Below are 12,895 nucleotides of genomic sequence, written 5' to 3' on the forward strand. Positions count from 1 at the left end.
GCCACTGCGGGCCCCTTACCTGTCGTTCGTGACAATCGCGTGCAGCGATCGGCCGCCCGCCCGGCCTTGAAGCCATCACCGCGTGACGCTTCGATGACACTCTGGACGATCGGCGCCGTTCGGCAAGAGCCGCGCGCGGCGCCGCCCGTCCTCAGTCGCCCGCCGGATCGAGGCTGCCGACGACTTCGGCCGCCATGGCGCGGGTGACGCGCCGTCCGCGTTCGAGCGAAAGCCGGTCGAGCGCATCGACGAGATCGCGCGCGGCGGCGAAAGAGCGCTCCATCCTGAGCGCCAGCGCCTCGATCGTGCCGGTGTCGACGATGAGCTGGCGGTCGACGAAGAGCTTGACCAGAAGCGCCCGCAATAGCGCGTCGTCCGGCGTGGCGATCTCGGCGCCCGGCGCCAGGCGCAGCCGGGAGAGCAGGTCGGGAACCGTCAGCCCCCAGCGATCCGGCGGGGTGCGCGCGGTCAACAGGACATGGCCGCCGCGCGCCTTCATCGCGTTGAGCAGGTGGAAGAGCGCCGGCTCGTCGAGCGTGCCGGTGTCGCAATCCTCGACGACGAGTGCCCCGCCAGAGACCAGATGCGGCACCTGCGCCGCGCCGATCTCGCGCGCCGGCACGGTCCAGGCATACGAGCGCGTCGCCCAGATCGCCGCGAGATGGGTCTTGCCCGCGCCCTCGGGCCCGACGAGGCGCAGCCAAGCATCGGGCCAGGCCGGCCAGCGCTCGACCAGCGCATAGGCCTGCTCGTTGGACGGGCCGACCAGGAAGTCTTCGACGCCGTGGCGGCTTTCCACGGGCAGGTCGAAGGCAAGCTGGCGGGGGCGTGCGGTCAGGTCAGCGGGCGACATCGTCTTGGGTATGGATGGCGGCGGCACGGGCGACGTCGCCTCCATGATAGAACTGGCTCTGGAGATACTGGCGCAGCGCGAAGCGCGCCAGCACGCCGATGATCGCGGCCAGCGGAACGGCGAGCAGCAGCCCGACGAAGCCGAACAGCGAGCCGAAGGCGAGCAGCGCGAACATCAGCCAGACCGGGTGAACGCCGATCGAATCGCCGACCAGCTTGGGCTGCAGGATATTGCCTTCGAGGAACTGGCCGGCGAGGAAGATCGACAGCGTCACCGCCGGCATCACCCAGTCCGGCCAGAACTGCACGGTGGCGACGCCGACCGACAGCACGAGCCCGGTCAGCGAGCCGACATAGGGGATGAAGGAGAGGAAGCCGCTGATGATGCCGATCAGCGCGCCGAAATTCACGCCCGCCAGGGTCAGGCCGACGGCGTAGAAGCCGCCGAGCAGGACGCAGACCAGCGCCTGGCCGCGCAGGAAGCCGGAGATCGAGGTGTCCATCTCGCGCAACAGCCCGCGGATGGTCTCGCGGTGGTCGAGCGGCAGCCAGCCGTCGACGGTGCGCACCATGCGGTCCCAGTCGATCAGCAGGTAGAAGGCGATCACCGGGGTCAGGACCAGCAGCGAGAACAGGCCGACGATGGCCGTGCCGCCGGACCAGAGCGACTGCAGCAGCCCGGCGACCCATTTGGTCGCGTCGGCGACGAGTGTGCCGAGCGAACTCTGCGCGTCCTCGGCCAGCTTGGAGCCGCCGAGCTTCTCGAGCATCGGCGCGCCGCGCTCCATCACCAGCGCCTGGAGCTTGGCGGCGTCGGCGGGAAGCCGCGCCACCAGCCCGGCGAATTGCTGGCTGAGCAAGGGGGCGAGTAGCACCAGCCCGGCGATGAACAGCAGCAGGAAGAAGCAGAGGATGACGATGGTCGCCGCCAGACGGCTCATGCCCATCCGCTCCAGCCTGTCGGCCAGCGGATCCAGCAGATAGGCCAGCGCGAAGGCCGCAATGAAGGGCAGCAGCACGTCCTGCAGCACCAGCAGCGAGACGATCAGGATCACGAGCGCGAGCGCCCAGAAGGTCATTTGCCGCTGAAGACTCATCTGCCCCGATCCGTCCTTGCGACTGCGTCCGCCTGTCGCGCCCCGTTGCGCCAGAACTAGGGAGCGATGGGCGAGGTTCCAAGCCTCACGATGCGAGATGGCGCATGCCGAAGGCGAGGTAGGCCCCCAGCGAAGCGAGCGTCAAGATGGTCACGACCAGCTCGGCGGCCGTGACGACATGGCCGCCGTCGATCCCCGCCGCCCGGAGGCCGAGCACCAGCGCGGCGAAGCCGATCTGCGCGGCGGTGTTGAGCTTGCTGACCAGGAATGGGGCCATCTGCAGCGGCCTGGCCAGGAGCCAGGACAGGATGACGCCGGCGACGATCATCACGTCGCGCGAGACGATGAGCACCACCAGCCATACCGGCACCACACCGACCAGCGCCAGCGTGACGTAGATCGAGACGATCAGCGCCTTGTCGGCCAGGGGATCGAGGAAGCCGCCGAGCTCGCTGCGCATGTCGAAGCGGCGGGCGATGAAGCCGTCGAGCGCATCCGAGAGCCCGGCCAGCACGAACAGCACGAAGGCGAGCTGCCACAGCCCGCTGGCGATCGCCATGATGACGAGCGGCACGAGGCCGAGCCGGCCGATCGTGATCAGGTTGGGCAGCGTCATCGCGGCTCCTTCCGCCTCGGGCCGACAGTGTAGCCCAGGCACCCTGCCGGGGCGAAATCCCGCCGGACAGGGCCGGATCGCGCCCCCGACCCTTGCCAGCGGCCCGTCCCTTGCCTATCGCTCCGGCGACGAAACGGAGCCATCCCATGAGCGAAGCCGGCAAGAACGGATTGACCTATGCGCAGGCGGGCGTCGACATCGATGCCGGCAACGCCATGGTCGAGGCGATCAAGCCGCTGGTGCGCGCGACGCGCCGGCCGGGCGCGGATGGCGAGATCGGCGGGTTCGGCGGCCTGTTCGACCTGAAGGCCGCCGGCTTCAGCGACCCGATCCTGGTCGCGGCCAATGACGGCGTCGGCACCAAGGTCAAGATCGCGATCGAGAGCGGCCGCCACGGCACGATCGGCATCGATCTTGTCGCCATGTGCGTCAACGACCTCGTGGTGCAGGGCGCCGAGCCCCTGCTCTTCCTCGACTATTACGCCACCGGCAAGCTCGACCCGCAGGCCGGCGTCGAGATCGTCCGCGGCATCGCCGACGGCTGCCGCCAGGCCGGCTGCGCGCTGATCGGTGGCGAGACGGCCGAGATGCCCGGCATGTATGCCGGAAGCGACTACGACCTGGCCGGCTTCGCCGTCGGCGCCGCCGAACGCGGCAGCCTCTTGCCGCAAGCCGACCTCGTGGCCGGGGACGTCGTCTTCGGCCTGCCCTCCTCTGGCGTGCATTCCAACGGCTATTCGCTGGTCCGCCGCATCGTCGCGCTCTCCGGCCTCGGCTGGGAGGCGCCGGCGCCGTTCGCGCCCGACCAGACGCTGGCCGAAGCGCTGCTGACCCCGACGCGCATCTATGTGAAGCCGCTGCTGCAGGCGCTGAAGACCGGCCCCGGCATCAAGGCCCTGGCGCACATCACCGGCGGCGGCTTCCCCGACAACATCCCGCGCGTGCTGCCGGACGATCTCGGCGTCAGCCTCGACCTCGGCAGCATCCCGGTGCCACCGGTGTTCGGCTGGCTCGCCCAGGTCGGCGGCGTCGCCGCGCACGAGATGCTGCGCACCTTCAACTGCGGCATCGGCATGATCGTCGTCGCCGAGGCTGCGCAGGCGGATGCGGTGGCGCAGGCGCTGCGCGAGGCCGGCGAGGCGCCGGTGCGTCTCGGCGAGGTCGTGCCGCGCGGCAGCGACGGCGCCGTGGTCTATCGCGGGGCGCTCGGGCTGTGAGCGGCGAGCGCCGCCGCACGCGCACCGCGATCCTGATCTCCGGGCGCGGCTCCAACATGGTCGCGCTGATCGAGGCCGCCCGCGACGAGGCCTACCCGGCCGAGATCGTGCTGGTCGCCGCCAACCTTCCGGATGCGGGCGGGCTGGAGCGGGCCGCCGCCGCCGGCATCGCGACGGCGAGCGTCGACCACCGCCCCTTCGGCAAGGACCGCGAGGCGTTCGAGCAGGCGCTCGACGCCGTGCTGCGCCAGCACGACATTGAGCTGGTGGTGTTGGCCGGCTTCATGCGCGTGCTGACGCCCTGGTTCGTCGGCCGCTGGCAGGGCCGCCTGCTCAACATCCATCCCTCACTGCTGCCGCTGTTCAAGGGCACGCACACCCATGCGCGGGCGCTGGAGGCCGGCGTCGCCGAGCATGGCTGCACGGTGCATTTCGTGGTGCCGGAACTCGATGCCGGCCCGACCATCCTGCAGGCCAGCGTCCCCGTGCTGCCGGGCGACGACGAGGCCAGCCTTTCGGCCCGCGTGCTGGCGCAGGAGCACCTGATCTACCCGCAGGCCGTGGCGCAGGTCGCCGCCGGCACTGTGCGGCTGGAGAACGGGGCTGTCGTCAGCGCCTGACAGCCCAGTGGGAAACGGCCCGTTTCCCAAATTCTTGTGTCACGACGCTCAAGTCCGCAACGAACACGTTATCGCTGCGGCCGCTACTGCACGGTGACCGGCTGCGGCGCGTCGAGTCGCTCGGAGGCGCGCCGCTCGGCGGCTTCCTGCTCCTCCTTCTGTTCCTTCTGCCAGCGGCGCAGCAGCTCGGCCCGGCGCGCGGGGTAGCGCTCCTCGCGCACCGTCATCTCGGCGATGCGGTCGGTGCGGAAATGCCGGAAGGCCTGGCGCAATTCGCACCAGGCGATGACCATGCGCACCCGCTCGTAGAAGGTCAGGCCGATCGGCCAGATCACCCGGCGGGACGGATTGCCGGCCTCGTCGCGATAGCCGATATCGAGCTTGCGGCCGTTGCGGATCGCCGCGCGCACCGCGGCGACATCGACCTGGTCGACCACCATGTCCTTGCAGAAGGCCGGCGCGAACAGCGCCCCGTCGAGCAGGATCGGCCGCAGGTGGCTGGGCAGCACGGCGGCGACCTTCGACAGCACGTCCTCGGCGGCGCGCGCCAGCGTCGGGTCGGCCCGCTCGGTGAGCCAGCGCATGCCGACCAGCACCGCCTCGATCTCGTCGGGCGAGAACATCAGCGGTGGCAGGTCGAAGCCGGCGTCGAGGACATAGCCGATGCCGGCCTCGCCGCGGATCGGCACGCCCTGGCGCAGCAGGGCGGCGATGTCGCGATAGACGGTGCGGACCGAGACGCCGAGCTCCCCCGCCAGCGTTTCGGCCGTGACGGGGCGACGCCTGCGGCGCAGGCCCTGAATCAGATCGAGCAGACGTTCGGCGCGCTGCATGGCGGACACCCATCGCGACAGGAGAGCACGGCACTCTGCCCCATCCTGCTGACATCTCTTGTCAACAGGATGGCAGCAGAACGCCAGGGCGTGCACTGGAACACAAAAGGATCAAAAAGGGAACAAAAATCTGCGAGACGTCAGGCGGCACCGCATGCCAAGCAGGTGCAGAGCCCCTCACCTGCGGATGTTGCCGGCGATTGCGGCTGTTCCGTGGAGGTTTCGGCGCGTGGGGACATGACGAGAGCCGGCGGAGCGCGACATGGCCGCCCGGCAGGTCGTCACGGTGAGCAGGATGTCAGGAAGCGGGCGATCCGGCGCCCGGGTCGGCCTGTCGCGCTGGGGCGAGCCCGCCACGCCGCGCGATCACCCGGCGCGACTACCGGGCGGATGGATGCGCCCCGGCGTACCTTAAGCGGGGCGCAGCCGGGCGGTGGTCGTCAGGGCCGCTTGAGCTTGCAGCTGTCGATGAAGCGATAGCCCTTCTCGCGGGCGGAATCGTTGAAGTAGCCGGTGTCGCGGAAGGCCTGGAGCTCGTCCTTGGTCATGGCGTTCACCGTGCCCTTGGCGTAGCAGCTGCAGGCGGAATGCACCGCCTCGCGGGTGGTGTTCATCAGGCGCGCCTGCGTGACCAGGCAGGCGTCGAAGGCGCGCAGCTGGATCATGTAGGGCGTGAGATTCTTGGCGGTCGGGTCGGGCGGCGGCAGGGCGCTCGGCCCGCTGGCGGCGAACGCCGCGCCGGCCATCGCCATGATCATGACACCCGCAGCTCCGAGAGCCGCAGAAAACCGCCGCTTCGTCATCGTTCGCTCAGCCCCATTTTTCGCGCACAGCCGATCGGATTCCGCGAATCCGTCCATCGAACCGGCAAGACCAGCATCGTCGCGGAGTGGACACAGTGCAACGCAAAACGCAAGCGCCGGATGATCACATAAGCTTGCGGAGCCAGACCTTGTTGTCGTGGAAGGCGGCGCCGCCATAGGGCGCGACCGCATCCGCCCCGGTGATGGTGTTGATGCCGCGCCCGCCGCGATGGGCGGCGTTGGGCCAGATCGATTCGGCGATCACCACGCCGCGCACCAGCCCGTCGAACAAGACGGCGTCGAGCTCGACCGTGCCGCGGCGGTTGCCGACGAGAATCGGGTCGCCCTGGGCGATGCCGAGCGCAGCCGCGTCTTCCGGGTGGATCATCAGCGTCGGTCCGCCCTCCTTCTTCAGCGAGGTCGGGGTCTCGGTGAAGGTCGAGTTGAGGAAGTTGCGCGCCGGGCTGGTGGCGAGGCGGAACGGATGCTCGGCCTCCGCCTGCTCGATCACCGCCCAATGGTCGGGCAGCGCGGGAATCGCCTCGTGCGGCCCGACGAGGCCGGCATTGGCGTTGGGAACCTTCGACCAGTCGGGCTTGAAGCGGAACTTTCCGTCGCGCCAGGCGAAGCCCCGGCGATAATGCGCCGTCTCGAAATCCGGCTGCACATCCTTGAAGTCGCTGGCGATCAGCTCCTCCAGCGTGCCGTGGCCGCTCTCGCGCAGCGTCCAGTCGACGATCTCGCGCGGCGACTTGGCGAAGCCGGGATGATCGGCGCCGAGGCGGCGGGCCAGCTCGCAGATCAGATCGTGGTTTGAGCGGCACTCGCCCGGCGGGTCGACCAGTTTGCCGCCCCACATCACATGCTGGTGGCCGCCGCCCTGATACAGGTCGTCATGCTCCATGAACTGGGTCGCCGGCAGCACGATGTCGGCCATCAGCGCTGTCTCGGTCATGAAGTGCTCGTGGACCACGGTGAAGAGGTCTTCGCGGGCGAAGCCGCGCTTCACCAGCTCCTGCTCGGGCGCGACCGTCACCGGGTTGGTGTTCTGGATCAGCAGGGCGCGCACCTGGCCGCCCTGGCGCAAGGCTTCGGCATCGCCGGTGAGCACGCGGCCGATCTGCGACTGGTCGAGCTGGCGCACGCTGTGGTCGACCTTGTCGAGCCCCTCGATCAGGCTCTTGCGCCAGTGATAGATCGCGCCGTTGTTGTGGAAGGCGCCGCCACCCTCGTACTGCCAGGCACCGGTAACGGTGGCGATGCAGGAGGCGGCGTGCATGTTGACCGCGCCGTTGCGCTGGCGGGCAAAGCCGTAGCCGAGGCGGAAGAAGGTCCTGGGCCGGGCGCCGACCAGCGCGGCAAAGGCCTCGATCTCGGCGACGCTCAGCCCGGTGATGGCTGACGCCCATTCCGGGGTGCGGGTGGCGAGATGGGCTTCCAGCTCCGCCGGCGCATCGGCGAATTCGGCGAGATAGGCGCGGTCGGCATGACCGTCGCGAAACAGCACGTGCATCACCGCGCAGGCGAGCGCACCGTCCGTGCCGGGCCGCAGGACCAGCGCCAGGTCGGCCTGGTCGAGCGTGGCGTTGCGGTAGATGTCGATCGCGACGATCTTGGCGCCGCGCTCCTTCCGCGCCTTGATGGCGTGGTGCATGACGTTGACCTGGGTGTGCACGGCGTTCGTGCCCCAGATCACCACGCAGTCGGCCTTCGACATCTCGCGCGGATCCGGCCCGGCGAGGCGGCCGGTGCCGGCGATGTAGCCGGTCCAGGCCATGGTGGTGCAGATGGTCGAGAACTGGCCGGAATAGCGCTTGGCGTGGCGCAGGCGGTTGATGCCGTCGCGCATCACCAGCCCCATGGTGCCCGCATAGTAATAGGGCCAGACCGCTTCAGCGCCGTGCTCGGCTTCGATGGCGAGGAAGCGGCTGGCGATCTCGTCGAGCGCCTCGTCCCAGCTGATGCGCTCGAAGGCGCCCGAGCCCTTGGGGCCGACCCGCTTCAGCGGATGCAGCAGCCGGTCGGGATGATGGATGCGCTCGGCATAGCGGGCGACCTTGGCGCAGATGACGCCGTCGGTGTAGCTCTGGCGCTTGTTGCCGCGCACGCGGCCGATGCTCTTGCCGTCGATGACCTCGACCTCGAGCGAGCAGGCCGAGGGGCAGTCATGCGGGCAGACGGAGGGCAGGCGCGCGACGCTGGAAAGCTCTGTCATGCCCTTTTCCTAGAACAGGTCCAGGATCGCCGGAAGAGCGAGGATGCGGGGCCGGGGCGCCGCGCGCGCAAGGCTGCCGGGCATCAACCCTCGATTAAGACTAATGTTTCAGATTGCGACCAACCACCTGAGACATGGCGCCGAGGCGCCGGAGTTCGTGCTGATGCGTCGCGTTGCGTACCTGGCCGCCGCCACGGCGGGCCTTACTGCCGCCCTGTCCGCCCCCGTCCGGGCGCAGTCCCCCGAATACACCCAGTACACCTCGCCGCAGCCGGCGCAGAACTGGCACCTGACGCTTGGCGCGGCCCTGCGCTACCAGCCCGACTATATGGGCTCGAACGACTACGTCTTCCGCCCGCGGCCGATCATCTCGCTGGGGCGCGGCACCAAGAGCACCTGGTGGTCGGCCGAGGACGATGCGATCAGCATCGGCTTCTTCTCCGGCTCGGCCTGGCGCGTCGGCCTGTCCGGCAACCTGCTCTGGGAGCGCAAGGCGAGCAGCTATCCGGCGCTGGCCTTCTCGGGCGTCGGCGACGCCAAGTTCGGCGCCGAGGCCGGTGCGTTCGTCGAGTTCTATCCGACCTCCTGGCTGCGCGGCCGCGTCGACGTCCGCCGCGGCATCGTCGCCCATGACGCGATGATCGCCGAGGTCAAGCTCGACGCCTTCCAGCGCATCGGCGCCTGGACGCTGGGCGTCGGCCCGCGCATGACCATCGCCGGCGCGGACTATGTCCGCACCTATTTCGGCGGAGCCTGGGCCGGCAATGGCGGCGTGCTCAAGCGCTACAATGCCGGCGTGCACACGGTTGGCGCCATCGCTCAGGCGACCTATCACTGGACCGAGAAGTTCCAGACCACCGCCTTCGTCGAGTACAAGCGCTATATGGGCGACGCCGCGCGCTCGCCGGTGGTCAGCGTCTTCGGCTCGCGCAACTCGGTCACCGTCGGCATCGGCGCGAGCTACGCCTTCGATCTCGGCTTCTGACGCCGGGCTGCAACAGCCGAGCAGTCACGAAAAAGGGCGGGTCCTTGCGGACCCGCCCTTCGTCGTTTCAGGACCGGAGAGGTCGGCTCAGCCGACGATCTCGTTGCCCGAGAAGAACTGCGCGATCTCGATCGCGGCGGTCTCCGGGGCGTCCGAACCGTGCACGGTGTTCTCGCCGACCGACTCGGCGAAGAGCTTGCGGATGGTGCCCTCGGCGGCGTTGGCCGGGTTGGTGGCGCCCATCACCTCACGATACTTGGCGATCGCCTCCTCGCCCTCGAGGACCTGCACGACGACGGGGCCGGAGGTCATGAACTCGACGAGCTCGCCGAAGAAGGGACGCTCCTTGTGGACGGCGTAGAAGGTCTCGGCCTGGGCCTTGGTCATCTGGATGCGCTTCTGCGCGACGATGCGCAGGCCGGCCTTCTCGATCACCGCATTGACGGCGCCGGTCAGGTTGCGCCGGGTGGCGTCGGGCTTGAGAATGGAGAAGGTACGCTGGACAGCCATCGTCGTTTCCTTGCGGCAAATCTGGAGATTGTGGCGCGCTTATAGCGATGGCCTCGGCCGGCCACAAGGCTCCGCGGCGGCGTGGCAGGCGCCGGCGCCTTTCCGCTTGGAAGGCGCGGCGCGATCGCCTACGGTTCACATCTAAACCATAACAAGCCGGCCAAAGTCATATGGGAGGAACGTCATGCGCAGAAGCATCATCGCCACCGCTCTGTTCGCCTTTGGCCTCGGAAGCGCCGCCGCCCAGGACGCCACCGGGACATGGCTGCGCGAGGGGGGCGGCTCGCGCGTCCGCTTCGCGGCCTGCGGGCAGGCGCTCTGCGGCACCGTCGCCTGGCTGCGCGACCCGTCGGGGCCGTCCAAGGTCGGCCAGCGCGTCTTCTTCGACATGAAGCCGGACGGCGCCGGCAAATGGAGCGGCAGCGCCTTCAACCCGGAGGACGGCAAGACTTATTCGGGCACGATGACGCTGTCGGGCAATGCGCTCACCACCTCGGGCTGCGTGCTCGGCGGGCTGATCTGCCGCTCGGTGAAATGGTCGCGCGTCAACTGACGCCGGACCTGCCGTGACATCCGACGAAAGCCCGCCTCACCGAGGCGGGCTTTCGCTGCTTCAGCGGGCCTTCTGGCCGAAGAGCACGTCGCGCTCTTCCTGCGTGCTCGGTCCGGCCGGGTTGCGCAGCTCCTGCGCCACGGCGAGCCCGCGCTGCACGGCCGGACGGGCGAGCATGGTCTCGAGCCAGCGCGCGACGTTCGGGAACTGCTTGATGTCCTGGCCCTGCTTCTCCCAGCCGCGGGCCCAGCCGATGCAGGCCATGTCGGCGATCGAATAGGCGTCGCAGATATACTCGCGGTTCTCCAGGCGCCGGTTCAGCACGCCGTAGAGGCGGTTGGCCTCGTTGGTGTAGCGGTCGATGGCGTAGGGCACCTTTTCCGGCGCGTAGATGCGGAAGTGATGGGTCTGGCCCAGCATCGGGCCGAAGCCGGACATCTGCCAGAACAGCCACTCGTCGACCGCGACGCGGGCGCGCTCGTCGGCCGGGTAGAACATACCGGTCTTGCGGCCGAGATACTGCAGGATCGCGCCGGATTCGAAGACCGAGATCGGGCGGCCGTCCGGCCCTTCCGGGTCGATGATCGCCGGCATGCGGTTATTCGGCGAGATGGCGAGGAATTGCGGCTTGAACTGGTCGCCCTTGCCGATGTTCACCGGCACGATGTGATAGGGCAGCCCGCACTCCTCGAGCATGATCGTGATCTTCCAGCCATTCGGGGTCGGCCAGTAGTAGAGATCGATCGGCTTGGCCTGCGACATGGTCGGCGTCCTCGTTGCTGAAAGCCTCGGCGGGAGGTTTAGGCGGTTTCGGGCATTTGCGAAAGGCGGCGCCGGGATGGCGCGGCGGCTCAGCCCAGCTCCTTCTTGAAGCCCTCATGGCTCTGGTCGAAGCCGAGGCGGCGATAGAAGCGGTGCGCGTCCTGGCGGGTCTTGTTCGAGGTCAGTTCGACCAGCCCGGCCCCCCTGTCCGCAGCGAAGGCGGTGGCGAAGGCGACCATCTGCGCGCCAATGCCGCCGCCGCGCAGCGCCGGGTCGACATGGACGCTCTCCAGCTTCGCCCGCCTGCGACCGCGCGCCACGAGGCCCGGAATCAGCGTGACCTGCAGCGTCCCGACCACCTCCCCGTCGCGCTCGGCAACGAAGAGCGTGTTGTCGGGGCTCGCGGCGACGGCATCGAAGGCCGCGAGATAGGCCGGGTCCGCCGCCTCTGCCTCGATCTCGGCGCGGGTGAGGCGCTGGACGGGCGCGCCCAGCATGATCAGTGCGGCGATGCGCGGGACATCGGCGCGCACTGCCTCCCGCATGGTGACGGAAGAGGTCGGGCGAGAGGCGTCGTCGGTCATGCTGAACTCCGGCCGTGCGGGCGGCGAGGCTTTATCAGGCGAGCTCGGGGAAGGGAACGATGGTCGACTTCACCGTCTTCATCGCCATCGCGTCGGCCACCGCTTGCGAAACGCCCTCCTCCGTGAAGGGATAGACCGTCTGCATCGCGAGCCAGGGATACTTGTCGCGCGTGCGATAGAGCATGTCGACGCCGAGCGGCAGGTCGTTGCCGGTGAAGGCCCAGGAGCCCAGCAGGTTGATGTCCTTGGTGCAGATGCGGTGCCAGTTGGTCTCGATCGCGCCCGCGTCGGTGAACTGGCCCATCTCGACATAGGTGCCGCCGTCGCGCAGGAACTCGATGCCCTCCGGCCCGGCGGTGGGGTGGCCCGAGCAGTCCATGACGAGGTCGGCCCCGAAGCCGCCGACGATCTCGCGGACACGCGCGATGCGCTCGGCCGCCGTGGCATAGGCGCCGATATCCACCGTCGCCTCCGCGCCGAAGCGACGCGCGAGTTCGAGGCGCGGGCTTTCCGGCGCGCCGACGCAGATCACCCGACCGGCGCCCATCTCCTGCGCGGCGGCTACGGCGAGGATGCCGATCGGCCCGGAGCCCTGGATAACGACGGTATCGCCCCAGTTGAAGCCCCCTGCCCGCTTGGCACGGTTGAAGGCGCGGATGCACGAGGTCAGCGGCTCGGAGAGCGAGCCGAGGCGCAGGCTCATGTCGTCGGGCAGCTTGTAGACCTTGGTGCCGGGGAGCATTTCGAGGTCGACATAGACGTATTCGGCCCAGCCGCCCCAGAGATGCGGCGCCTTGTCGAAGCCGAGATAGCGCCCGTAATAGACGGGCGTCAGGCATTTGTTGGCGCTCTCGGGGTAGTGCACGCAGTAGTTGCAGCGCCCGCACGGCATCAGCGGCGGGATCATCACCTTGGAGCCGACGGCGAGCGGCTTGCCCATGAAGTCCTCGGTGAAGTCGGCGCCCTTCTCGACGATCACGCCGCCGATCTCGTGGCCCAGTGTGAACGGCCAGGGCAGTGGCTTCGGCCAGTGGCCCTTCAGGATGTGCTGGTCGGTGCCGCAGACGCCGCAGGCGCCGATCTTGATCAGCGCGGCCTGTCGCGGCACCGCCGGCCAGGGCACCTCGCGGATGGTCGGCTGGCCGCCGGGACCGTCATAGGTAGCGACGCGGATCGGGTTGCGCTGCATATCGTTCCTCCCTCGGCCGACTTTGGCGCGGCTCTGGAGGGATTACGGCATCGGCAGGC

Annotated in this window: 14 protein-coding genes; 4 read left to right on the forward strand and 10 right to left on the reverse strand. The window is 69.0% G+C overall.

What is annotated here, in order from left to right; genetic code table 11:
* Positions 1–151 precede the first annotated feature (151 nt).
* From ABE438_RS04590 to ABE438_RS04600, 3 genes are all read right to left on the reverse strand, one after another.
* Positions 152–853 (reverse strand): P-loop NTPase family protein, encoded by a 702-nt coding sequence (locus ABE438_RS04590; protein WP_346501350.1) that lies wholly within the window; start codon positions 851–853, stop codon positions 152–154.
* Positions 840–1,949 (reverse strand): AI-2E family transporter, encoded by a 1,110-nt coding sequence (locus ABE438_RS04595; protein ID WP_346501351.1) that lies wholly within the window; start codon positions 1,947–1,949, stop codon positions 840–842. Before ABE438_RS04595 ends, ABE438_RS04590 begins: the two co-directional genes overlap by 14 nt.
* An 85-nt stretch (positions 1,950–2,034) precedes the next feature.
* A complete protein-coding gene (locus ABE438_RS04600; RefSeq protein WP_346501352.1) occupies positions 2,035–2,565 on the reverse strand; it encodes a CDP-alcohol phosphatidyltransferase family protein in 531 nt (176 codons plus the stop codon).
* 146 nt (positions 2,566–2,711) lie between these two features.
* Here ABE438_RS04600 and purM point away from each other — a divergent pair, with 146 nt between their 5' ends.
* On the forward strand, positions 2,712–3,782 hold the full coding sequence (purM, locus tag ABE438_RS04605; RefSeq protein ID WP_346501353.1) for a phosphoribosylformylglycinamidine cyclo-ligase: 1,071 nt from the start codon (positions 2,712–2,714) through the stop codon (positions 3,780–3,782).
* Positions 3,779–4,402: a phosphoribosylglycinamide formyltransferase gene (gene purN, locus ABE438_RS04610; RefSeq protein WP_346501354.1), complete on the forward strand. Its 624-nt coding sequence runs from the start codon at positions 3,779–3,781 to the stop codon at positions 4,400–4,402. The genes purM and purN overlap by 4 nt, the downstream gene beginning before the upstream one ends.
* Before the next feature lie 83 nt (positions 4,403–4,485).
* On the opposite strand, the gene ABE438_RS04615 is transcribed toward purN, so the two are convergent.
* The 3 genes from ABE438_RS04615 to ABE438_RS04625 form a co-directional block, all read right to left on the reverse strand.
* Positions 4,486–5,235, reverse strand: a complete 750-nt coding sequence (locus ABE438_RS04615; RefSeq protein WP_346501355.1) for a helix-turn-helix transcriptional regulator — start codon at positions 5,233–5,235, stop codon at positions 4,486–4,488.
* Between the two features lie 440 nt (positions 5,236–5,675).
* Positions 5,676–5,993 (reverse strand): hypothetical protein, encoded by a 318-nt coding sequence (locus ABE438_RS04620; protein ID WP_346501356.1) that lies wholly within the window; start codon positions 5,991–5,993, stop codon positions 5,676–5,678.
* Positions 5,994–6,162: 169 nt separating this feature from the next.
* Positions 6,163–8,253, reverse strand: coding sequence for a molybdopterin-containing oxidoreductase family protein (locus ABE438_RS04625; protein ID WP_346501357.1), 2,091 nt, complete (start codon positions 8,251–8,253; stop codon positions 6,163–6,165).
* Between the two features lie 163 nt (positions 8,254–8,416).
* Here ABE438_RS04625 and ABE438_RS04630 point away from each other — a divergent pair, with 163 nt between their 5' ends.
* A complete protein-coding gene (locus ABE438_RS04630) occupies positions 8,417–9,238 on the forward strand; it encodes a MipA/OmpV family protein (protein WP_346501358.1) in 822 nt (273 codons plus the stop codon).
* A gap of 87 nt (positions 9,239–9,325) precedes the next feature.
* Here the strand turns inward: ABE438_RS04630 and ndk are convergent, their stop codons facing one another.
* Positions 9,326–9,748 (reverse strand): nucleoside-diphosphate kinase, encoded by a 423-nt coding sequence (ndk, locus tag ABE438_RS04635; protein WP_346501359.1) that lies wholly within the window; start codon positions 9,746–9,748, stop codon positions 9,326–9,328.
* 184 nt (positions 9,749–9,932) lie between these two features.
* Here ndk and ABE438_RS04640 point away from each other — a divergent pair, with 184 nt between their 5' ends.
* On the forward strand, positions 9,933–10,301 hold the full coding sequence (locus ABE438_RS04640; protein ID WP_346501360.1) for a DUF2147 domain-containing protein: 369 nt from the start codon (positions 9,933–9,935) through the stop codon (positions 10,299–10,301).
* Positions 10,302–10,361: 60 nt separating this feature from the next.
* Here ABE438_RS04640 and ABE438_RS04645 read toward each other — a convergent pair whose 3' ends face one another.
* The 3 genes from ABE438_RS04645 to ABE438_RS04655 form a co-directional block, all read right to left on the reverse strand.
* Positions 10,362–11,063: a glutathione S-transferase N-terminal domain-containing protein gene (locus ABE438_RS04645; protein WP_346501361.1), complete on the reverse strand. Its 702-nt coding sequence runs from the start codon at positions 11,061–11,063 to the stop codon at positions 10,362–10,364.
* An 89-nt stretch (positions 11,064–11,152) separates the two neighbouring features.
* Complete coding sequence (locus tag ABE438_RS04650; RefSeq protein WP_346501362.1) at positions 11,153–11,647, reverse strand: GNAT family N-acetyltransferase; 495 nt, start codon at positions 11,645–11,647, stop codon at positions 11,153–11,155.
* 34 nt (positions 11,648–11,681) lie between these two features.
* On the reverse strand, positions 11,682–12,836 hold the full coding sequence (locus ABE438_RS04655; RefSeq protein WP_346501363.1) for a zinc-binding dehydrogenase: 1,155 nt from the start codon (positions 12,834–12,836) through the stop codon (positions 11,682–11,684).
* Between the last annotated feature and the right edge of the window lie 59 nt (positions 12,837–12,895).

Source organism: Allobosea sp. TWI1241, assembly GCF_039673065.1.
Lineage (GTDB): Bacteria > Pseudomonadota > Alphaproteobacteria > Rhizobiales > Beijerinckiaceae > Allobosea.